General features: G+C 65.6%; 23 protein-coding genes. 15 read left to right on the top strand and 8 right to left on the bottom strand.

What is annotated here, in order from left to right:
* Positions 1-1419 (top strand): protein adenylyltransferase SelO, encoded by a 1419-nt coding sequence (locus EZV60_RS11080; RefSeq protein WP_135505438.1) that lies wholly within the window; start codon positions 1-3, stop codon positions 1417-1419.
* 4 nt (positions 1420-1423) lie between these two features.
* Here EZV60_RS11080 and EZV60_RS11075 read toward each other — a convergent pair whose 3' ends face one another.
* The gene (locus EZV60_RS11075) at positions 1424-2062 is read right to left on the bottom strand and encodes a DUF2238 domain-containing protein (protein WP_135505436.1); all 639 of its coding nucleotides are present in this window, start codon (positions 2060-2062) and stop codon (positions 1424-1426) included.
* A gap of 38 nt (positions 2063-2100) precedes the next feature.
* Between EZV60_RS11075 and EZV60_RS11070 the strand changes: the two genes are divergently transcribed.
* The 5 genes from EZV60_RS11070 to eno all read left to right on the top strand — a co-directional run bounded on the left by EZV60_RS11070 (position 2101) and on the right by eno (position 6629).
* Positions 2101-2802, top strand: coding sequence for an endonuclease/exonuclease/phosphatase family protein (locus EZV60_RS11070; protein ID WP_135505434.1), 702 nt, complete (start codon positions 2101-2103; stop codon positions 2800-2802).
* A 79-nt stretch (positions 2803-2881) separates the two neighbouring features.
* On the top strand, positions 2882-3841 hold the full coding sequence (locus EZV60_RS11065; protein WP_167853511.1) for a CorA family divalent cation transporter: 960 nt from the start codon (positions 2882-2884) through the stop codon (positions 3839-3841).
* A gap of 65 nt (positions 3842-3906) precedes the next feature.
* Positions 3907-4320 carry a Fur family transcriptional regulator gene (locus EZV60_RS11060; protein ID WP_135505430.1) on the top strand — a complete coding sequence of 138 codons (414 nt, stop codon included), beginning with the start codon at positions 3907-3909 and terminating at the stop codon, positions 4318-4320.
* Between the two features lie 66 nt (positions 4321-4386).
* Positions 4387-5259 carry a DMT family transporter gene (locus EZV60_RS11055; RefSeq protein WP_135505756.1) on the top strand — a complete coding sequence of 291 codons (873 nt, stop codon included), beginning with the start codon at positions 4387-4389 and terminating at the stop codon, positions 5257-5259.
* A 95-nt stretch (positions 5260-5354) separates the two neighbouring features.
* On the top strand, positions 5355-6629 hold the full coding sequence (gene eno, locus EZV60_RS11050; protein WP_135505428.1) for a phosphopyruvate hydratase: 1275 nt from the start codon (positions 5355-5357) through the stop codon (positions 6627-6629).
* A 4-nt stretch (positions 6630-6633) separates the two neighbouring features.
* Here eno and EZV60_RS11045 read toward each other — a convergent pair whose 3' ends face one another.
* Positions 6634-6831: a hypothetical protein gene (locus EZV60_RS11045; protein ID WP_135505426.1), complete on the bottom strand. Its 198-nt coding sequence runs from the start codon at positions 6829-6831 to the stop codon at positions 6634-6636.
* A 69-nt stretch (positions 6832-6900) separates the two neighbouring features.
* Here EZV60_RS11045 and EZV60_RS11040 point away from each other — a divergent pair, with 69 nt between their 5' ends.
* On the top strand, positions 6901-7323 hold the full coding sequence (locus EZV60_RS11040; protein ID WP_135505424.1) for a cupin domain-containing protein: 423 nt from the start codon (positions 6901-6903) through the stop codon (positions 7321-7323).
* A gap of 113 nt (positions 7324-7436) precedes the next feature.
* Here the strand turns inward: EZV60_RS11040 and pgi are convergent, their stop codons facing one another.
* The 3 genes from pgi to zwf all read right to left on the bottom strand — a co-directional run bounded on the left by pgi (position 7437) and on the right by zwf (position 11222).
* The gene (pgi, locus tag EZV60_RS11035; RefSeq protein WP_135505422.1) at positions 7437-9026 is read right to left on the bottom strand and encodes a glucose-6-phosphate isomerase; all 1590 of its coding nucleotides are present in this window, start codon (positions 9024-9026) and stop codon (positions 7437-7439) included.
* Between the two features lie 73 nt (positions 9027-9099).
* A complete protein-coding gene (gene pgl, locus EZV60_RS11030) occupies positions 9100-9771 on the bottom strand; it encodes a 6-phosphogluconolactonase (RefSeq protein WP_135505420.1) in 672 nt (223 codons plus the stop codon).
* Positions 9768-11222 (bottom strand): glucose-6-phosphate dehydrogenase, encoded by a 1455-nt coding sequence (gene zwf, locus EZV60_RS11025; RefSeq protein WP_135505418.1) that lies wholly within the window; start codon positions 11220-11222, stop codon positions 9768-9770. The genes pgl and zwf overlap by 4 nt, the downstream gene beginning before the upstream one ends.
* 121 nt (positions 11223-11343) lie before the next feature.
* On the opposite strand from zwf, the gene EZV60_RS11020 reads away from it, so the two are divergent.
* Positions 11344-12297, top strand: a complete 954-nt coding sequence (locus EZV60_RS11020) for a radical SAM protein (RefSeq protein ID WP_135505416.1) — start codon at positions 11344-11346, stop codon at positions 12295-12297.
* Positions 12298-12301: 4 nt separating this feature from the next.
* On the opposite strand, the gene EZV60_RS11015 is transcribed toward EZV60_RS11020, so the two are convergent.
* Both EZV60_RS11015 and EZV60_RS11010 read right to left on the bottom strand, forming a co-directional pair.
* Positions 12302-12481: a hypothetical protein gene (locus EZV60_RS11015; protein ID WP_135505414.1), complete on the bottom strand. Its 180-nt coding sequence runs from the start codon at positions 12479-12481 to the stop codon at positions 12302-12304.
* Between the two features lie 65 nt (positions 12482-12546).
* Complete coding sequence (locus EZV60_RS11010) at positions 12547-13230, bottom strand: dimethylsulfonioproprionate lyase family protein (protein WP_425353568.1); 684 nt, start codon at positions 13228-13230, stop codon at positions 12547-12549.
* A 192-nt stretch (positions 13231-13422) separates the two neighbouring features.
* Here EZV60_RS11010 and EZV60_RS11005 point away from each other — a divergent pair, with 192 nt between their 5' ends.
* The 7 genes from EZV60_RS11005 to EZV60_RS10975 all read left to right on the top strand — a co-directional run bounded on the left by EZV60_RS11005 (position 13423) and on the right by EZV60_RS10975 (position 20141).
* A complete protein-coding gene (locus EZV60_RS11005) occupies positions 13423-14571 on the top strand; it encodes a M24 family metallopeptidase (RefSeq protein ID WP_135505410.1) in 1149 nt (382 codons plus the stop codon).
* A gap of 65 nt (positions 14572-14636) precedes the next feature.
* Positions 14637-15101, top strand: a complete 465-nt coding sequence (locus tag EZV60_RS11000) for a (2Fe-2S)-binding protein (protein ID WP_135505408.1) — start codon at positions 14637-14639, stop codon at positions 15099-15101.
* Complete coding sequence (locus EZV60_RS10995) at positions 15098-17341, top strand: xanthine dehydrogenase family protein molybdopterin-binding subunit (RefSeq protein ID WP_135505406.1); 2244 nt, start codon at positions 15098-15100, stop codon at positions 17339-17341. Before EZV60_RS11000 ends, EZV60_RS10995 begins: the two co-directional genes overlap by 4 nt.
* Before the next feature lie 152 nt (positions 17342-17493).
* The gene (locus tag EZV60_RS10990) at positions 17494-18546 is read left to right on the top strand and encodes an AbrB family transcriptional regulator (RefSeq protein ID WP_135505404.1); all 1053 of its coding nucleotides are present in this window, start codon (positions 17494-17496) and stop codon (positions 18544-18546) included.
* A 61-nt stretch (positions 18547-18607) separates the two neighbouring features.
* Positions 18608-19363 (top strand): SDR family NAD(P)-dependent oxidoreductase, encoded by a 756-nt coding sequence (locus tag EZV60_RS10985; RefSeq protein ID WP_135505402.1) that lies wholly within the window; start codon positions 18608-18610, stop codon positions 19361-19363.
* Between the two features lie 2 nt (positions 19364-19365).
* On the top strand, positions 19366-19737 hold the full coding sequence (locus tag EZV60_RS10980; RefSeq protein WP_167853510.1) for a cupin domain-containing protein: 372 nt from the start codon (positions 19366-19368) through the stop codon (positions 19735-19737).
* Positions 19738-19790: 53 nt separating this feature from the next.
* Entirely contained in the window at positions 19791-20141 is a 351-nt protein-coding gene (locus tag EZV60_RS10975; RefSeq protein WP_135505398.1) for a hypothetical protein, read from the top strand.
* Positions 20142-20178: 37 nt separating this feature from the next.
* On the opposite strand, the gene EZV60_RS10970 is transcribed toward EZV60_RS10975, so the two are convergent.
* Complete coding sequence (locus EZV60_RS10970) at positions 20179-21645, bottom strand: carboxypeptidase M32 (RefSeq protein WP_135505396.1); 1467 nt, start codon at positions 21643-21645, stop codon at positions 20179-20181.

Below are 21645 nucleotides of genomic sequence, written 5' to 3'. Positions count from 1 at the left end.
ATGAGCCTGCATATTCCGTTCGACAACAGCTACGCCCGCCTGCCCGACCGTTTTTTCACACGAATGTCGCCCGTGCCGGTGCGAGAGCCGCACCTCATCGCCTTCAACACACCCCTGGCGGCCGAGCTTGGCATAACGCCCGGCGACGAGGCCAGCATGGCCAGAATCTTTGCCGGCAACGAGATCCCTGTCGGGGCCGAGCCGCTGGCCCAGGCCTATGCCGGTCACCAGTTCGGCGGGTTCTCTCCGCAACTGGGCGACGGACGCGCGAACCTTCTGGGCGAAGCTCTGCATGACGGGCGCCGCGTGGATATCCAGCTTAAGGGCTCTGGCCCCACGCCCTACTCTCGCATGGGCGACGGCCGCGCCTGGATGGGGCCGGTCCTGCGCGAATACGTCGTATCCGAGGCGATGCACGCGCTTGGCGTCCCCACCAGCCGGGCGCTCGCCGCAGTCAGCACCGGCGAAACCGTCTATCGCGAACCGGGCGGCCTGCCGGGCGCGATCCTGACTCGGGTGGCGTCCAGCCATATCCGGGTGGGAACGTTTCAGTATTTCGCCGCCCGCCGCGACCTCGACGCGCTCAAGGCGCTTTATGCTCATGTGGTCGACCGCCACTATCCGGACGCGACCGACCCTGTCGACCTGCTCTCCCGCGTGATCGATCGGCAGGCGCGGCTCGTGGCGCAATGGATGTCCGTGGGCTTCATCCACGGGGTGATGAACACCGACAACACCACGCTTTCGGGCGAGACGATCGACTATGGCCCTTGTGCCTTTCTCGATACATATCATCCCGACACGGTCTTCAGCTCTATCGACATGCGCGGGCGCTATGCCTTTTCCAATCAGCCCAACGTGATTGTCTGGAATATGGCGCAACTAGCCACGGCCATGGTGCCGCTCATGACAGACGAGGATGAAGCGGTGGAGAAATTCACGAAGGCCGTACATGCCATGCCAGAGTTGACCCATCACTACTGGCGTCAGGCCTTTGGCCGTAAGATCGGGCTATCGGCGATATCAGAGGCCGATGAAACCCTCATCACCGACCTGCTAAACAACATGGCGCACGGTCAGGCCGATTTCACCAACACCTTCCGCGCGCTCAGTGACGGAAAACCACGCGACCAATTCACCGACCCGGCCCTTTTCGACGACTGGGAGCCGGACTGGCGCACCCGGCTCGAGCAGGAGGACGATCCGCTCGCCACGATGCGCGCGGCCAACCCTGTGCTGATCCCGCGCAATCACCGTGTGGAAGAGATGATCGACGCGGCCGTCGCTGGCGATTTCGCGCCCTTCGCGCGGCTCAACCTTGCGCTCTCGCAGCCCTTCGTGGACGATCCCGATACGTCGGATCTGCGCCACCCGCCCGCGCCGGACGAGGTGGTGCACCAGACCTTCTGCGGCACCTGACAGGTCACTTCTTCCGCAGGCGGCGAAAATACTTTGGATTGCGCTCGACGAACTCGTCGATGATTGCCGCCAGACCGCCCCGGGCCTGCCCCCTGAGATAGGCATAGCCAACGGCGGCGCCAGTGACCGCGCCGATCACGTCCACGATCAGATCGCCCATCGTGTCGCGCAGCCCCGATTTCTGCATGTTGAGGCCAAAGGCCTGGTCCATCGCGAACTCGAAGATTTCCCACGCGGTGCCGATCGTCACGGCAAAGCAGAAAGCCAGAAACGCCATCGGCAGCGGCGGCGCGGCGAACCGGTCGCCTTGGAACATCATGAAGACCAGCACGAACCCGATCAGGCCGAATCCCACCGCCGAACCGCCATGCATCGCCACGTCCCACCACCAGAAACGTTCGTAGAAGTCAAAGACCTCTCCCAGAAACAACGTCCCGCCGACGAACAGAACGACCGCGGCGATGAAGCTGGGCGGCACGTGGATTTCCGTCCAGCGGGCCACCACAACCGGCATCAGCGACACCACCAGCGTCGCCAGCGCGACAAAGGCCAGTTCGAGCCGCCACTGCAAAAGCGCCCATCCGGCAACGGCCAGAAGCGCCATCCAGATGATCCGCGCCAGCCATGTCTGTTCGGCAAACACCGGGTGGTATCCTTCCGAGCACTTGGTAATCTGTCCCCATGAAAGCCCCGGCGGTCCGAATTGCAACCTACAACCTTCAGAAATGCGTCGGGCTCGACATGCGCCGGCGTCCCGGGCGTACGCTTGACGTGATCGCCGCCACCGGGGCCGATCTTGTCGTCCTGCAGGAAGCTGACAAGCGTCTCGCCCCCCGTCCGGCCGCCCTGCCCCACGACATGGCCGAGGCCGAGGGATGGCGCATTCTGCCTTTCGGGGCGCCCGGTGGCTCCATCGGATGGCACGGCAACGCGATGCTCGCGCGTCCCGGTCTCAACATCATCCGCACCGCCCATCTCGACCTGCCGGGGCTCGAGCCGCGCGGCGCGATCCTGGCCGAGCTGGATACGCCGGTCGGTCCGCTGCGGGTGGTTGGCCTGCATCTGGGGCTGGTCCGCCGGTATCGGCGGCTGCAACTTTCCACCATCACGCGCTATCTGGACCGCGCACCCACCATGCCCACCGTTTTGGCGGGGGATTTCAACGAATGGCGTCGCTCAAGCTGGCTCGAACGGGCCGCCCCGGGTCTGCGCTTCCTGCCCACCCCGCCCAGTTTTCCCGCGCCGCGTCCTGTCGCCCGGCTCGACCGGATCGCGCATTGCGACCGCCTGCAGGTGCAGGCCTTCGACCATCATGCCGAAAATCCGGCGCAGATCGCGTCGGATCACCTGCCGGTCTGGGCTGAATTCACCCCGGCCGCCTGAGCACGCCCAACCTGCTTGCACCGCCCCCGACACTCGTCCTATGCCACGCGGAAAAAGCCAGAGCGGACCCCACCATCCCATGACCGATATCCAGCGCCTTCTCGTTTCGCCCGATGGGCATGCCCGTGCCCATGATCCCGCCGATCCCGGTGCGCCCGGCGATTATCTCTGGATCGTCGGTTCGCCCGAGGATCCCGAGATCGCGGACTGGTGCCGCGCGCATCTGCCTTCCCTTGTCGCGCAGGCGCTTTTGCAGGCCGAAACCCGGCCCCGCACGGTGGTGTCCGGCGATGGCATGCTGATGATTCTTCGCGGGGTGAACCTCAATCCCGAACAGAACGTGGACGACATGGTGTCGCTGCGCACCTATGTTGCACCCGGCCTCGCCATAACCCTGCGCCACCGTCCAGTCTTCGCGCTCAGGGCCGTGCTGGAGGATGCAGAGGCGGGCCGCGCGCCTGCCTCGCCCGCGGATCTTCTCCTGCGGCTCTCGCACGAGCTGATCGAGCGGATCGAGGATGTCAGCCTCGATCTCGAAGACCGGGTCGACGAGATGGAAGAACGCGTTTTCGACGGCGCGCATGAAACCACGCCAGATATCTCCGATCTGGCGCAGATGCGCCGCGCCACCATCCGGATGCGCCGTCATGTCGGGCCCATGGCCGTGGCCCTGCACGAAGCCGCACGCGCTCTGCCCGCCCTTAATGGCACCGCCGAGGCGGCCCGCGCGCAACTGGCCGAAACCGCCAACCGCGCCACCCGGTCCGTGGAAGAACTCGAAGCCGCCCGCGACCGTCTCACCGCGCTGGCCGAACACCTGGACATGACCGCCGCCAGCCGGCAACAGCGCAACGGCTACCTTCTGTCGGTGATCGCTGCGATTTTCCTGCCGCTCACCTTTGTGTCGGGCCTTTTCGGCGTGAACGTCGCGGGCATGCCGGGCACCAACTGGGCGCCGGCCTTCTGGCTTTTGCTTGGCGTTTCGGTCGTCGCGGCGGCGGTTCTGGCCCTGCTATTCCGCTACAAGCGATGGTTCTGAGACGGGCTTCCGATTCGCCGCGAAATAGCCTACACCGCAGGCCGACCAACGCCGGAGACCTCCCGATGTCCGACACTATCACCGACCGTTGCGAGGCCAAGGGCCTGCGCATGACCGATCAGCGGCGTACCATCGCCTCGGTGCTCGAGGACTCCGAGGATCATCCGGATGTCGAAGAGCTCTATGCCCGCGCCTCGGGCCGCGATCCCAACATCTCCATCGCCACGGTCTACCGCACCGTGAAGCTTTTCGAAGAGGCCGGGATCCTCGACAAACTGGAATTCGGTGATGGGCGCGCGCGCTACGAGGATGCCGAACGTGATCATCACGACCATCTCATCGACATGAATTCCGGCGAGGTGATCGAATTCGTCGATCCCGAGATCGAGGCACTGCAGGAAAAGATCGCCGAAAAGCTTGGCTACAAGCTCAAGGGCCACCGGCTCGAACTCTACGGTGTGCCGATCCGCAAACGCTGAGCGCGGCTTGTGTTCCGATGGGTCAGGGCCTAAGCGGTCTGCGTCATGCATCTGACCGGAGGCCCGATGGACAACCTGCGCGGCATTATCCTGGTCGTCGTCGCCATGGCGGCCTTCACGATCGAGGACACATTTATAAAGCGGCTGTCACAGGATATGCCGGTCGGCCAGATCCTGATCGTTCTCGGCTTCGGCTGCGCCTGTGTGTTCGCTGGTGTCGCCCGTCTCAGCGGCCACCGAATTCTGACCCGTGCGGCCTGGCGGCCTGCCTTTCTGGTGCGCGCCCTGTGCGAGGCGCTGGCGGCGATCTTCTTTGCCACGGCGCTCTCGCGCGTCGATATCTCTATCGTTGCCTCGGTCTTTCAGACCACGCCGCTCGCCATCACGATGGGCGCCGCCCTTTTTCTAGGCGAAGACGTCGGCTGGCGCCGCTGGACGGCCATTATCCTCGGCTTTTCCGGTGTTCTGCTGATCATCCGCCCCGGCCTTGACGGGTTCGAGCCGCAGGCGCTTTTCGTGCTGGTCTCGGTCGTGATGGTCGCCACGCGCGACCTCATCACCCGGCGCATAGACATCACGGTCCCCTCGACCGTCATCTCGTTCCAGGGCTTCGCGATCGTCGTACCCGCCGGTCTGATCCTGCTGGCCATCACCGGCGACGCCCCCGTTGCACCCAAGACGCTTGGATGGGCCATGCTTGCCTGCGCCGTTCTCTTCGGTGCAGCGGCCTATTACTGCATCGTCACCGCCATGCGCATCGGTGATGCCTCGGTCGTCACGCCCTTTCGCTACACGCGGCTTCTGTTTTCGCTGCTGGTCGGCATCGTCATCTTTAGCGAACGCCCGGATGTCCTGACCCTGCTTGGCGCGGCGCTCATCATTGCCACTGGGCTTTATACCTTCCTGCGCGAGCGCCGGCTTGCGCGGGCCGCGCCATAGCCTGCGTCATATGGCCGTTAGCGCTATCATGCCCGTTGCAATATACCCGCAGGCTGTTAGACCACAGCCAACCTTACCAGCCGGAGCCTTTTTCCATGAGTCTCATACTCGACATTCACGCGCGCGAAATTCTCGACAGCCGGGGCAATCCGACCGTCGAAGTCGATGTCATCCTTGAAGACGGCACCATGGGCCGTGCCGCCGTGCCGTCGGGCGCGTCCACCGGTGCGCACGAGGCCGTGGAAAAGCGCGACGGCGACAAGGCCCGGTACATGGGCAAGGGCGTGCTCGAGGCCGTCGCCGCCGTCAATGGCGAGATCGCCGAGGCCCTGGCCGGGTTCGACGCGACCGAGCAGGTTGCCATCGACGAAACCATGATCGAACTCGACGGCACGCCCAACAAGGGCCGCCTCGGGGCGAATGCCATCCTGGGCGTCTCGCTCGCCGTGGCCAAGGCCGCCGCCGATTTCACCGCGCAGCCGCTCTACCGCTACGTGGGCGGCACCTCGGCGCGCATTCTTCCCGTTCCGATGATGAACATCATCAACGGCGGCGAACATGCCGACAACCCGATCGACATTCAGGAATTCATGATCATGCCTGTCAGCGCCGACACGATCCGCGACGGCGTGCGCATGGGGGCCGAGGTCTTCCACACCCTGAAGAAAGAGCTGTCGGCGGCCGGTCTTTCCACTGGCATCGGCGACGAGGGCGGCTTCGCCCCCAATATCGGCTCCACCCGCGAGGCTTTGGATTTCATCCTGAAGTCTATCGAAAAGGCCGGATACAAACCGGGCGAAGACATCTATCTTGCGCTCGACTGCGCCGCGACGGAATACTTTAAGAACGGCAAGTATGTCCTTGCTGGAGAAGATAAATCATTGTCACCGGAAGAGAACGCCGACTACCTCGCTGCGCTCGTCTCCGACTATCCGATCATCTCCATCGAGGACGGCATGTCCGAGGATGACTGGGACGGCTGGAAGCTTCTGACCGACAAGATCGGCGACAAGGTGCAGCTTGTGGGCGACGATCTTTTTGTCACGAACCCCACGCGCCTTGCCGACGGGATCAAGCGCGGCGTCGCCAACTCCATGCTGGTAAAAGTCAACCAAATCGGAAGCTTGACGGAAACTCTTAAAGCCGTCGACATGGCCCATCGCGCCCGCTACACCAACGTGATGTCGCACCGCTCGGGCGAGACCGAGGATGCCACCATCGCGGATCTGGCCGTCGCCACCAACTGCGGGCAGATCAAGACCGGCAGCCTTGCGCGTTCCGACCGGCTGGCCAAGTACAATCAGCTTATCCGCATCGAAGAAGCGCTTGGCGAGACGGCCGAATACGCCGGTCGATCGATTCTGCGCTGATGCGTCAGGGCACGTGGCGGAACACGCTGCGTGCTCCGACTTGCCCGTCCAGCTCGTCGATCAGGGCCCGGCCCGACGCCGTGGAAGCCCCGTCATCATCCAGCCAGCCGCGCCGCACCGCCGCGGCCCGGTCGTCCTCTTCCTCGACGGCGCATTGCTTGGCCATGGTCAGAATGCGGGTTCTGTACTCGTCCTCGGTCATGCTAGCTCTCCTTGCACAAGAACATAGCGGCCTTCGCCACGGATCAAGCTGCACAGGAGCCCGACCATCATGACCGCCGACGAGATCATCGCCCGCCTGAACCTCGCCCCACATCCAGAGGGCGGGTTCTTTCGTGAAACCTGGCGGGCGGACAACGCGGGACGTGCCACCGGCACAGCGATATATTTTCTGCTTCGCGGACAGGACAACAATCGCTGGCACAAGGTCGACGCGGGCGAGATCTGGCATTTCTACGCCGGTGCGCCGCTTGTTCTGTCGATCTCGGCCACGGATGACGGCCTCGCCACCGATCATGTGCTCGGCCCCGACCTTGCCGAGGATCAGATGCCGCAAATCCTTGTTCCACCCCATCACTGGCAGATGGCGCGCTCGACAGGCGACTTCACTTTGGTCGGCTGTACCGTATCGCCGGGCTTCGAGTTCGAGAATTTCACCCTCGCACCCGACGGCTTCGACATACCCCGCGCCTGATCCGCGACAAAAAATTAAAGTTTTTTGAAACCTTTTCGGCGCTCGTTCGTGCTTATAGGCAAGCCCGTCCGGAATCGGACCGGCCAGGCGCTCGCAACGCGCCGTTGGATGGCTCACCTGCCTGTGTGTGTTCGCACGAAGTCAATCAGTTGGCGGGTCGAGCCATCCTTCCCGTCCGCGGGGTCGCCCGTCAGAAGCGGCGCCATTTCCGTGGCCAGCACCTTGCCAAGCTCGACACCCCATTGGTCGAAAGAGTTGAGCCCAAGGATAACCCCCTCGACAAACACCCGGTGTTCGTAGAGCGCCACGATCTGGCCCAGCCGGTAAGGCGTCAGCCGGTCGTAGATCAGCGTGCTCGACGGCCGGTTGCCGGGAAAGACCCGATGTGCCGCCTGCCGTTCCAGCTCATCGCCTTCAAATCCTGCCTCGGCCATCATATCGCGCGCCTCGCTCAGGCTGCGCCCTCGCATCAGGGCCTCGGACTGCGCCAGGCAATTGGCCAGCAGCAGCCGGTGATGATGCGCCAGATCCGGCTCATGGCCTTGGGCGGCGACCATGAACTCGCAGGGTACCACCTGCGTGCCCTGATGGATCAATTGATAGAACGCGTGCTGCCCGTTCGTTCCCGGCTCGCCCCAGACAACCGGCCCGCCCTGGTCAAGCGGCGCGCCCTCCATTGTCACCCTCTTTCCGTTGCTCTCCATCTCCAGCTGCTGCAGATAGGCCGGCAGTCGCAAAAGCCGCTGGTCATAGGGCAGCACGGCCCGGGTGGGATAGCCGCAGACATGGGAATGCCAAAGGCCGGTCAGCGCCAGCATCACGGGCATGTTCCGGTCCAGGGGCGCCTCCTGGAAATGGGTGTCCATCGCCGCGCCCCCGGCCAGGAATTCCGTGAACCGCGTAGGTCCGATCGCAATCATCAAGGAAAGTCCGATGGGACCCCACATCGAATAGCGCCCGCCGACCCAATCCGCGAAGCCGAAGACCCGATCGGGGTCGATCCCGAAAGCTGCGGTCAGGTCGCCGGCCGTCGACAGGGCCGCGAATTGCGCCGCCGGATCGCTAACCTTGCGCGCCATCCATGCCTTCGCGGTCTCGGCATTGGTCATCGTTTCGATGGTGGTGAAGGTTTTCGAGGCGACAATGACCAGCGTCGTCGCCGGATCGAGCCCTTCCAGGCAATCGGCGATATCCGCCCCGTCGACATTCGACACGAAATGACAGCGCGGCCCGTCATGATAGGGCGCCAGCGCCAGCGCGCCCATCTCCGGGCCAAGATGCGATCCGCCGATGCCGATATTGACCACATCCGTGATCGCGCCGCCCTGCCCGCGAAAGCTGCCATCGCGCACCGCGCCGGCAAAGCTCTCCATCCGTGCCAGCGTGGCGCACACCCCCGGCATGACGTCCTCGCCGTCGACGGTCACGGGTCCGGCGTCACGCTTTCGCAGCGCGGTATGAAGGACCGCGCGGCCTTCCGTCTCGTTGATGATCTCGCCCGAAAACATCGCGTCGCGCCGCGCCGGAACACCGCGCGTCTCGGCCAGCGAAAGCAAGGCCGCGCGCGCCGTGTCGGTCATCGTGGTCTTCGAATAATCAAAGAGGATGCCGTCGCCTGAGACCGAAAACCGTTGCGCCCGCGTCGGGTCTTCCAGCAATGCCGAAATGCGGCTTCCGGTTTCCGTTTTCAGTGTCTCCCACATATGCGGCTCCTGATCTTCCCGTTCATCCCATGCGCAGCTTCGGGTCGCGGTGTCGTCGCCCGGGCGTCCGCGCTCACGGCGCCCAATGCACCAGCGCGTCCCCCAGAAGCGCCGCCACCGGGGCCTCGCTCGGGTCAGCCCCCTTCGCATGGTCAAGCACGGCGCGCTTCTCGGATCCGGTCAGCACGATATGCTTGGCCATCGCCCCGTTCAGCACCCGCGCCGACACCGTCAGCCGAATATCTTCCTGCCCCGGCACGCGCATCGGCACCAGCACCCGCGCGCGGGGCGCCAGGGCCTCCTCCAGCCGGTCGGCACCGGGAAAGAGCGAGGCCGTGTGCCCGTCCGCCCCCATGCCCAGCAACAGAACCGCGATGGGCAGGCGCGGCAGGATATTGGTTTCCAGCTCCGCCAGAACAGGTTCGGGCGTTTTTGCGGCCATGTAGAGCGGCAGAAAGGTCGCCGCCGACGCCCGCCCGGTCAGCAGGCGCGTGCGGATCATCGCGGTGTTGGACCGCGCGTGATCCTCGGGGACCCAGCGCTCGTCGCTCAGCATCACATCGACGCGGCTCCAGTCCAGGTCGGCATCGCACAGATCGTCATAGACCGGCCCGGGCGTACTGCCGCCTGCCACGCACAACAGCGCGCGGTCCTCATGGTCTAGCGCGCTGGTCAGGTCCTCGGCCAGGGCGTTGGCCAGATCCATCGCCATCATCTCGTCATCGGCATACTCGATCAGTCTCATGCCCGGATCTCCCGCCAGCGCCGCCCGTCGCGATGCATCAGCATCAGAGCGTCATCGGGGCCCGAACTGCCCGTGGCATAGGGCAGCGGCGCCTCGCCCGCCTCGGTCCAGTCCGCAATGATCGGATCGACCCAACCCCAGGCGGCCTCCACCTCGTCGCCGCGCATGAACAACGTCTGGTTGCCCCGGATCACGTCCATGATCAGCCGCTCATAGGCATCCGGGAAATCCGCCTCTTCCGGCCCCAGCGCGTCGGCAAAGGTCATGTCGAGCGGTACATCGACCAGCCGCATACCCCCCGGTCCGGGCTCCTTGATCGTCACACCCAGCTCAATCCCCTCGTTGGGTTGCAGCTTGATCGTCAGGATATTGCGGTGATGGCCCGCCTTGGCGCCGAAAATGGAATGCGGCGCGTCCTTGAACACCACCGCGATCTCGCTCGCGCGGTCGCGTAGTCGTTTGCCCGTGCGCAGGTAGAATGGCGTGCCCGCCCACCGCCAGTTGCTGATCCGTGCGCGGATCGCCACGAAGCTTTCGGTCAGGCTGTCGCGATTGCCCACCTCGATGCGATACGAATTCTGGTCTCGCGTGCCCTCGTACTGGCCCCGCACCACGTCCTCCCGCGCCACCGGGTCGAGCGCGCGGATAACCTTCAGCTTCTCGTCGCGCACCGGATCGGGGGCGAATTTCGCGGGCGGCTCCATCGCGATCAGGCACAAAAGCTGCATCATGTGGTTCTGCAGCATGTCGCGCATCGCGCCCGAGCGGTCATAATATTCCCCGCGCCCGCCGACGCCCACCTCCTCGGCCACGGTGATCTGGATGTGATCCACGTATTGGCTGTTCCAAAGCGGTTCGAACAGCATATTGCCGAACCGGATCGCCATCAGGTTCTGCACCGTTTCCTTCCCGAGGTAGTGATCGATCCGGTAGATTTGTGTTTCCTCGAAATGCTGCGCGAGCGTCCGGTTCAGCGCGCGCGCGCTTTCCAGATCCCGGCCAAAGGGCTTCTCGACCACGATCCGGCAGTCCGGGCTGGCAATCTCGTGGGCATGCAGCCGCTCGGCCAACGCCCCGAAAAGCGCCGGCCCCACCGAGAAATAGAACGCCCGCACCACGCCGGCGCGCAACAGCCCGGCCAGATCCGTCCAGCCCTCCTCGCCCTTGGCGTCAAGCGTCACGTAGTCGAGCCGCGCCAGAAACCGCTCCAGATGCTCGGCATCGCCTTCGCTGTCGGGATCGAATTCCGCCACCGCCTCGCGCACGAAGGCGCGATAGCCATCCGCATCCATCTCGCTGCGCGCCGCGCCGATGATCCGCGACTCGGCGCTCATCTGACCCGCGCGGAACCGCCGGAACAGCCCGGGAAGGATCTTGCGGCGGGCCAGATCCCCCGTGCCGCCAAAGATCACCAGGTCGAAGCTGTCCACCGGAATGACGCGCGATACCATGAAATCTCCCTTGGACGGCGTCTTGGTGCGGTTCACGACACTGTCACCACGCCCGTCTCGACTTTTGTGCCAAGAAATTACAGGTTACGCGCGGAAAGCAAATGATTTCGGGACCTAATCGATGAAGGACGCCGCCGATCCGGGCGCCAATGCCGGAAAATTCAACGATCCCGAGGTCACCGCGGACGGTTCGGCACGGGCGCGGGTGGCGCTGACGGCTCCTCAGACGCTTTGGTTCAACACCGGCACGCTGTGCAATATCGAATGCCTGAACTGCTATATCGAAAGCTCGCCCGACAATGACCGGCTTGTCTATATCACGACAGCCGAGGTCGAAGACTATCTTGACCAGGTGGATGCACGCGGCTGGGGCGTGACCGAGATCGGCTTCACCGGCGGCGAGCCCTTCATGAACCCCGATATTATCGAGATTGTGCGCGCGCCCCTCAAGCGCGGCTATGACGTGCTGGTGCTCACCAACGCCATGCGCCCGATGATGCGCAAGCGCGTGAAGGCCGGCCTGCAAGAGCTTGTCACGGCTTACGGCGACAAGCTCACCTTGCGCGTCTCGGTCGATCACTGGGACGAGGCCAACCATGACGCGGAACGCGGCAAGGGCGCCTTCGCCCGCACGCTGGAAGGCATGCAATGGTTGCGCGACATCGGCGCACGCATGGCCGTGGCGGGCCGCACCGTCTGGGGCGAAACCGAAGAAGAAAGCCGCGCCTCCTATGCCGCGCTCTATGCGCGTCACAACTTCAAAATCGACGCGCAAGACCCCGGAATGACGGTTCTTTTCCCGGAAATGGATGAAGCCGCCGAAGTGCCTGAGATCACCACAGCCTGCTGGTCCATCCTGGGAAAATCGCCCGAAAGCGTGATGTGCGCGTCCTCGCGCATGGTGGTCAAACGCAAGGGCGCAGACACGCCTGCGGTGCTGGCCTGCACGCTTTTGCCCTATGACAGCCGTTTCGAGATGGGCACGACCCTGGAAGAGGCCGAGCGCGACGTGGCGCTCAATCATCCGCATTGCGCCAAGTTCTGCGTTCTAGGCGGGGCCAGCTGCTCGGGCTAAGGCGCTATTTTTCGCGTCGCTGCCGCAGCCAACCGCCGATCATCCCGCCGATCGACCCGGCAAGCACAATCGTCAGGAAAGACGCGCCAAGATCGCGGCCCGCAAGGGTCGAGAGACCATAGCCGACGGCCCCGGCAAACGCGCCGATGAGGGCGAAAATCAGGGGCATCCGATACGAGGGCATAGTGCATTCCTTCTGCTGGATCGTCCCACTGTGACGCACCAGGCGGCCGTTTGGCAACTCCGCCCTTATCCTTTCGGCTTGCGCCCCATGGTCAGCTTCATGCCCGGATTCGCCAGACGCTCGGGCGGGCCGGTCCACGCATAGGCCAAAAGAACCGGTTCGCGCTCGCCCGTGGTGATCCGATGTTCGTGATCGGGCCGGTTGAGGATCAGCGATCCGGGCGCATAGACCGCACCGTTGTTTTCCGACCAGGCGCCAGCGACCGAGATATAGCTTTCCTCGATTTCGTGATGGCTGTGCTGCGGATAGGTCGTTTTCGGGGCGAAAAGCACGAACCCCAGCACCAGGTCGCCGGCCATAACCGGGCCATTGGGGCCAAGGATCTCGCAATAGGCGTATTTCTGGCTTAGCCCGCGCGGCACCTTGTCGTAACCGTATTCCCAGGTCAGCGCGGTGCGCACCTCGCGCAGCGCGCGCGCCATGCCTTGCATGCCTCCGCGCTCACCCAGGTCGAGCGCCCGTGCGAAATGCGCCGTCACCGGCTTTTGCGCACGCTCCCGCGACAGGATCTCGGGATTGCGCGTCAGCACCGCCGACAACCGGTCGCGCACCCTCTTGCGGTGGCTGCGGATGGCCACGCTGCCGCCGTTCGATCCATGTCGGTAAAGCGTTTCGAATTCCCGCAAAAGGTAGACCCAGTTGGGTTTGTCCATCAGGCGCACCGCCTGCGGCGCGACCGGGTCCTGCATTTGCGTCATGATCTGTCTCCTGCCTGAACCGTGCGCGCAGATGCCCGATAACCACAGGTCTCAGACCGCTTCAAGCCAGAGCGCCCGGGCAGACACGGATTTCCGGTGCGCTGACCGCATTTGCCCGTTGATTGCGCGCCGCAATCGCGCTCTGCTCGCCCCACGACCGTTTCACAGTCCGAAAGAAACACCATGCCCTTTCACTTCGACGCCGAGGAATACGCCGCCCGTCAGTCCCGCGCCACGGCTGCCGTGCAGGACACCGGCCTCGACGCGCTGATTCTCTTCGCTCCCGAAAGCCATTTCTGGCTGACCGGGTACGACACGTTCGGCTTCGCGATGTTCCAGGCCATGGTGCTGACGGCCTCGGGCGACATCCGCCTTCTGACCCGCATGCCCGACCGGCTTCAGGCGCGGCTGACCTCGACACTGGCCGAGGACAAGATCCATGTCTGGCCGCAATACGAGGGCTCCAACCCCGCGGCGCATCTGCGCAACCTGCTGTCGGATCTAGGCCTCGCGGATGCCCGCCTCGGGTATGAGGGCGACACCGTCGGCCTGACCGATCACAATGGCCGCCTCTTGCGCGCCGCCCTGCCCCAGATCATCGATCATTCGGGCCTGATCCGCGCGCTGCGTCGCGTCAAGTCGCCCGCCGAGATCGCCATGCACCGCCGCGCCGCCGAACTGGCCGATGATGCGATGGATGCAGGCCTCGCCGAAACCCGCGCCGGCGCGTTCGAGGGCGATATCCTGGCCGCCATGCAGGGCGCGGTTTTTCGCGGCGGCGGCGACTATGCGGGCAATGAATTCATCCTCGGGTCCGGTCCCTCGGCCCTGCTCAGCCGGTACCATTCGGGCCGCCGCCATCTCGACGCGCAGGACCAGATGACCTGGGAATGGGCCGGGGCCTATGCCCGCTATCACGCCGCGATGATGCGCACCGTCATCATCGGCACGCCCTCCGACCGTCAACGCCATATGCACGCGGGCGCCACCGCCGCGCTCGAGGTCTGCGAGGCCGCGATCCGGCCTGGCGCGCCCATGGGCGACGTCTTCACCGCCCATGCCGAGACGCTTGACGCCCACGGCCTGAACGAGGCCCGGATGCAGGCCTGCGGCTATGGCATGGGCGCGGTCTACAACCCGATCTGGGTCGATTTCCCGATGTTCTACGACGGCAATCCCTTGCCCATGCAGGCCGGGCAGGTGTTCTTTCTGCACATGATCCTGATGGATGCCGACGCGGGACTGGCCATGTGCCCGGGTCATTGCGTGCTGGTGACCGAGACGGGCTGCGAACGTCTCTCACGTCAACCGCTCGATCTTCTGGTGCGCTAGACCGACGCGGCACTTGGAAAACTGAACCGCACGGTTTATCTTGGGGCGGGTATACGGAGGGCCTGATGCAACTGAAGATCGACAGCCGCACCGTCGAGGTCGACGCTGATCCCGACATGCCCCTGCTTTGGGTTCTGCGCGATCTTCTCGGGCTGACCGGCGTCAAATACGGCTGCGGCATTGCCCAATGCGGCGCCTGCACCGTGCATATCGACGGCGTGGCCGTGCGCAGCTGCCAGGTGCCGGCGGGTGACGTCTGGGGGCCCGTCACCACCATTCAGGGCCTTGGCACGCCCGATGCCCCCCACCCGGTTCAGGCCGCCTGGATCGAAACCCAGGTTGCGCAGTGCGGCTATTGCCAGTCGGGCCAGATCATGCAGGCCGCCGCGCTTCTGGCCGAGCTCCCGGATCCCACCGATGACGACATCGACAGCGCCATGGAAGGCAATCTCTGCCGCTGTGGCACCTATCCGCGCATTCGCGCCGCCGTGCGCCTCGCCGCCGCCAAGATGCGCGAGCAGAAGACATGAGCCGCGCGAAAAAGATCGCTCGCCGGACGTTTCTCGCCGGGGGCGCCGCTCTTGCCGGCGGCATCGCCTTCGGCGTCTGGCGCTATCACACCCCCTATCGCAACCCGCTTCTGGCCAGCCTCAACGACGGCGAAGCGGCGCTGACGCCTTACGTGCTCATAACGCTGCAGGGGATCACGCTTATTACACCCCGGGCCGATCTGGGCCAGGGTGCCACGCACGCGCAGGCGCTGCTGATCGCAGAAGAGCTCGATGTCGATCTCGACCAGATCGCGACCGATCCCGGCACGCCCTCGGTGGCCTATTGGAACCGCGCCCTGGCGGATGAGGCCGCGGCCTTCCTCGCACCCGGCGACGGGATCCTGCACGGCGCCGCCACCACGACCGTCGCGGCCGCGTCGAAATTCCTCGGCCTGCAGATCACCGGCGGCTCCACCACTATTCCGGATGCGTTCACACCTCTGCGCGCCGCCGGGGCCAGTGCCCGCGAAACGCTCAAGCGCGCCGCGTCCCAGACGACCGGCACGCCGCTGGCGCAGCTCACCACGGCGGGCGGTGCGGTGCTCCTGCCCGACGGAACCCGCTTGCCCTACACGGATCTTGCCGCCACCGCCGCCACGATCGACCCGGTCACGGACGTGCCGCTGCGCAAGCCCGGCCAGTGGCGGCTGATCGGCAAGCCGACACAGCGGCTTGACATCCGTGCAAAATCCACCGGCACGCAGACCTACGGCATCGACGTAACCGTGCCCGGCATGATGCACGCCACCGTGCTGCTCAATCCGGCTCAGGGCGGTGAACTGGGCAAATACGACACCGCCAAGGCCTTCGAGATCCCGCAAGTGCAATCGGTGATCGAGATCACCGGCGGTCTGGGCATCGTGGCAGACACCACGTGGCACGCCTTCAAGGGGGCAAAGGCGATCGCGGCCGATTGGCCCGAAGCGCCCATGCCAGAAACCATGGCGGCGCATTGGCAGGCCCTCGCGGACAGCTTTACCGAAGACCGTCTCGACAGCCGCAAGCGCGATGACGGCGACGTGGAGAGCGCCCTCGCCGAGGCCGAGGTGATCGAGGCCGAGTACCGCGCGCCCTATCTCGCCCATGCGCCGCTCGAGCCGCTCTGCGCCGTCGTGCGCGTGACCGACACCGAGGCCGAGGTCTGGACCGGCACGCAGATCCCGCGTTTCGTGCAGGCCAATGTCGCCCGCCTCGCCGGGCTGAAGGCCGAGGCCGTCACCGTCCACGCCCAGATGATCGGCGGCAGCTTTGGCCACCGGCTCGAGGATGAGGTCGTCAAGCACGCCACCGAGATTGCGCTGCAGATGAAAGGCGTGCCTATCAAGCTGACCTATAGCCGCGAAATGGACATGACCCACGATTTCCCGCGCCAGATCGCGATGGCGCGGATGGGCGGCGCGGTCTCGGACGGACGGGTCGAGGCGTTCGATCTGTCTATCGCCATGCCCTCTGTCTTTGCATCACAACTGTCGCGTCAGGGGATGCCCTTTCAAGGCCCCGACAGCCAGATCGTGGCGGGCGCGTTCGAGCAGCCGTTTTCGATCCCGCATCACCGCGTCACCGGCTACCGCGCGCCGGAGCTGGCCCCGATCTCCTCCTGGCGCTCGGTCGGGGCGTCGTCGAACGGGTTTTTCTATAATGCCGGCCTCGATGAGCTGATCCATGCTGCGGGCGCCGACCCGCTCGAAGAACGCCTGCGTCTCTGCACCGATGCCCGCGCCCGCGCGGTGCTCGAGGCCGTGGCCGAGATGTCGGACTGGTCAGGCCCGGTCCCCGGCGCGGGCCTCGGGCGCGGCGTGGCGCTGACGCATTCCTTCGGCGTGCCCTGCGCACAGGTGGTCGAGGTCCGTCAGACCGACAGCGGCCTGCGCGTGTCGCGCGTCTGGGTCGCCGCCGAGGTGGGCCGCGTCGTCGATCCTGTCAATTTCGAGAATCTCGTCGCGGGCGGCGTGATCTTCGGGCTCGGCCACGCGATGTTCTCTGAAATCACCTATGAGACGGGCCGCGCCCAACAGGACAATTTCGACACCTACCCGTCCCTGCGCCTGCCGCAAAGTCCCGAGATCGCGGTGCGCGGTCTTGAGACCGGCCCCGAGGTCAAGGGCATCGGCGAGCCGCCCGTGGCCCCCGCCGCCCCGGCGCTGGCAGCCGCGATCTTCGCGGTCACGGGGCAGCGCCTGCGCGAGATGCCGTTCTCCAAGACCGTCTCTTTCGCCTGACAGCCTGCCCGCCAGGGCCTGTACAGAGTGATAAAACGTGCGGCGCCCCGCCTTCGTCGCGGAGAAAACACTCATATTCCGCCAAACCCGGCGGCGCGGACGGTCTTTCTGCCGCTCTTGCTCCCGGCGCGCGCGGGTGATTGATAGACGCCATGACGCGCGTCCTTGCCACTCTTGGTCTTCTGGCCCTTTCCGGTCTCGCCGGGCTCGCGGCGGCGCGGCTTGGGCTGCCGCTGCCTTTCCTCATCGGGCCGCTGCTGGTGTCGGGCGCGGTGGCGACCGGCCTGCCCCATCGCCTGCCCGAAGGCTATCGCTTTCCGCCCGCGCTGCGGCTCGTCTTCATAGCCGTCATCGGCCTGATGATCGGCGCGCAGGTGACGTCCGAGCTTTTCTCGGCGGCCCCGCGCCTGGCGCTCAGTTTCGCCGCGCTAACGCTCTTCGCGGTGCTGGCGCATGGCTTTGGCTACGCGGTGCTGCGACATCTCGGCGGCTATGACCGGCCCACCGCCTTCTACTCGGCCACGCCGGGTGGGCTCTTCGAATCGATCGCGCTCGGCGAAGAGGCCGGCGCCGATCCCGCGCGGCTCACGCTGCATCAGTTCCTGCGTATTATCGTCGTCGTGACCTGCCTGCCCATCGGTCTGTCCCTGTGGCTGGGCGAGCCGGTCGGCAGTTCCGCCGGCATGACTCTTTCGCGCGGCGCGGTGCCCTGGTCGGCCCTGCCGATCATCGTGGCCGCCGGGGCGGCGGGGCTCGCGCTTGGCCGGGCGCTGCGCCTGCCGGCAAAACAGCTCACCGGGCCGCTCGCCGTCGCCGCGCTCCTGAGCCTGACCGGCCTGGCGCAGCTCGACATCCCGCAATGGCTCGTCAATGTCGCGCAGGTCGTCGTCGGCACCGCGCTCGGCATGCGGTTTTCCGGGCTGTCGCGCGGGCTCATCCTGCGCGGGCTCGGTCTCACGCTGGTCTCGGTCACCGGGATGATGGCGCTTTCGGCAGCGTTCGCGCTCGTGCTGGCCGGCCCGCTCGATCAGCCGGTCGATGTCATGCTCATCAGCTTCGCCCCCGGCGGCGTGACCGAGATGGCGCTTGTCGCGCTGTCGCTGCAGGCCAACCCGGCCTTCGTCACCCTGCATCATATCTTCCGAATCGTGATCACCGTCCTGGGCCTCGGCCTGACCGCACGCCGCTTTCGCGCGCGTCTTTGACAGCCTCGCGCGGGCGGGCTACCTGCAGGCACCGGTCATCTTCCTTCCGAAAGGACAGCCCATGCGCATCACCGACACCGCCGCCGTGATCACCGGCGCGGCCTCCGGCCTCGGCGAGGCCACCGCCCGCCATTTCCGCGCCGAGGGCGCGGCGGTCACGCTGCTCGACCGCGACGCGGCGCGAGGCGCGGCCCTTGCAGAAGAGATCGGCGCGACCTTTGTCGAGACCGACGTGACCGACGAGGCTTCGGTCAAAGCCGCGATCGCCACCGCCACGGGCGCCATGGGCCGGATCACCGCCGCCATTAACTGCGCGGGCGTCGCCACCGGGGAAAAAACGCTCGGGCGCGACGGGCCGCACGACCTCGCCGCCTTCCGGCGCACGATCGACATCAACCTGACCGGCTCTTTCAATGTTGCCCGGCTTGCCGCGCAGGCGATCGCCGACAACCCGCCCGCCCCCGACGGCACGCGGGGCGTGATCATCCACACCGCCTCCATCGCCGCCTTCGACGGGCAGAAGGGCCAGACCGCCTATGCGGCGTCGAAGGGCGGGATCGCGGGCCTGACCCTGCCAATGGCGCGCGATCTGACGCGCGAGGGGATCCGCGTCATGGCCATTGCGCCGGGCATCTTCGCCACGCCCATGCTCAAGGGCCTGCCGCAAGAGGTGCAGGATCAGCTGGCCGCCGATGTCCCCTTCCCCCGGCGGCTGGGCGATCCGGCGGAATACGCCGCCCTCGCGCGGTTCATCGTGGAATGCGATTATCTCAACGGCGAGGTCATTCGCCTCGACGGCGCGCTGCGGATGCAATGACCATGATCCGCTACGACACCGTCCCGGACCCCGCCTCGCTCACGCAATGGCCGTTCGACGCGCCTGAAAGCGCCTACGAGATCCTTTGCGGCGCGCCGCGCGCCTCGGGCCGGCTCGACGCGGGCGGGCCGGGCCATGCCACGCGCACGGGGATCTGGCACTGCACCGCCGGCACATTCGCCTGCACCGAACAGGGCGACGAGCTGATGACCGTGCTTGCGGGCAAGGGAACACTGACCGATCACGCCACCGGCACGACCCAGCCGCTTGCCCCCGGAACGACGCTTTTCCTTCGCGATCAAAGCCGCGTCACGTGGCAGATCACCGAGGATCTGACCAAGGTGTTTTTCGGGCACAAGGCCTCGGGCTATTGATCCCGGGGCATGCCGCCGCATCTTTCCTTGGAATATCCAAAGGGAGAAATGCTATGAAAGTCACACGTCTCGCTATGCCATTTGCCCTCCTCGCCACGCCACTCTGGGCCGCAGAGCTGGCCACAGGCGCGCAGATCGCGGACACGATCACCGGCAACACCGTGCAGGGCAGCATGGACAGTTCCGGGGCCTATACCGAGTTCTACCAATCCGACGGCACGATCCGCGCCGAAAGCTACACCGGCGCGTGGAGCATCGAAGGCGACACCATGTGTTTCGACTATGGCGAAGGCCCGGCAGAATGCTGGGGGCTGAAGATCGACGGCGAAACCGTGACCTGGATCAAGGATGGCGAAGACCTTGGAACAGGCACCGTGCTGCCGGGCAACCCCAACGGCTACTAAGACCAACGCACACCGCGCGACGCAGGGCTTTTACGGCTCAGGGATAAAGCGCGCCGAACTTCTCGTCGAGATAGTCCAGAAGCGGGCCCGCCCCCGGCTCTGCCCCGCAGGCGCGGGCAATCACCTCGCGCGGCGGGTAAAGTCCGCCGTGTTGTTGCACATGCGCGCGCAGCCAGGTCGTTGCCGCCGACAGATCCCCTTGCGCCAACTGGCCGTCAAGGTCTCGCACCTCGCGCCGCAGCGCCGCGTGCAGACACCCGGCATAGACATTGCCAAGGCTGTAGGTCGGGAAATACCCGAACAGCCCCACGGACCAGTGCACATCCTGCAGCACCCCGTTGGCGGGCCGGTCGACCGCATAGCCGAAATCGGCCTTGAAACGGTCGTTCCACGCAGCCTCCAGGTCCGAAACCTGCAGATCCCCCGCGATCAGCGCGCGCTCAAGGTCAAAGCGCAGCATGATATGCAGGTTGTATTGCACCTCGTCGGCCTCGGTCCGGATATAGCCGCGGTGCATCCGGTTCACGACTCGGTAGAAATCTTCTTCGCTTTTCACCCCGATCTCGCCGAAGACCTCGCGCATCCGGCCGTAAAGGTAGTGGCAGAAGGCCCGGCTGCGGCCCAGCTGGTTCTCGTAGATCCGGCTCTGGCTTTCATGCACGCCCATCGACACGCCCTGCCCCACGGGCGTCAGCTGATAGGCGGGGTCGATCCCCTGCTCGTAACAGGCATGGCCGACCTCGTGGATCGTCGAATAAAGGCAATTGAAGGGATCGGTCTCGGACACGCGCGTGGTGATCCGCACATCCTCGCCCGACCCGGACGAGAACGGATGCACCGCAAGATCGATCCGCCCCCGCTCGAAATCATATCCGAACAGCGCCGCCAGATCGCGGCTCAGGCGCAGCTGCTTGTCGGTCTCGAACGCGCCGCGGACCGGGGCCACCTCGGTCGCCCCCAGCGCCCGCTCGCGCAGCGCGACCAGCCGCGGGCGCATCTCGTCGAAGATCGCGGCAAGATCGGCGGCTTTGGCACCCGGCTCGTAATCGTCGACCATCGCGTCGTATAGATCGCCCCCGTCCGCCAGCGCGGCGGCCTCCTCGCGCTTCAGGCGGACGACCTCCTCCAGCGTCGGCGCAAAGGCCTTGAAGTCATCTGCGGCGCGCGCACCCGCCCAGATCCCTTGCGACCGGCTCGTGAGCTTGGCCAGAGCCGTGGCCAGATCGGCCGGCACTTTTACCGTTCGTTCATAGCTGCGCCGGATCAGCCGCAGTTGCGCCTCGCCCGCCGCGTCCGGGGCGCGGGCATCGCCCAGCCACGCGCCCACGCGCGGATCGGTGCGCCGGGCATGAAGCACGGCTTCCATCGCGCCGGATTCCTCGGCGCGCTGTCCGACCGCCCCGCGGGGCATTACGGTCTCCTGATCCCAGCTCAGCCGCCCGGCCACCCGCGCCAGCGCCTGCGTTTCGCGCTCGAAAACCATCAGTTCGTCAAACGCGGTCAT

The sequence above is a fragment of the Roseovarius aestuariivivens genome (assembly GCF_004761875.1).
Lineage (GTDB): Bacteria > Pseudomonadota > Alphaproteobacteria > Rhodobacterales > Rhodobacteraceae > Roseovarius > Roseovarius aestuariivivens.
This window is presented reverse-complemented; position numbering and strand designations above follow the sequence as displayed.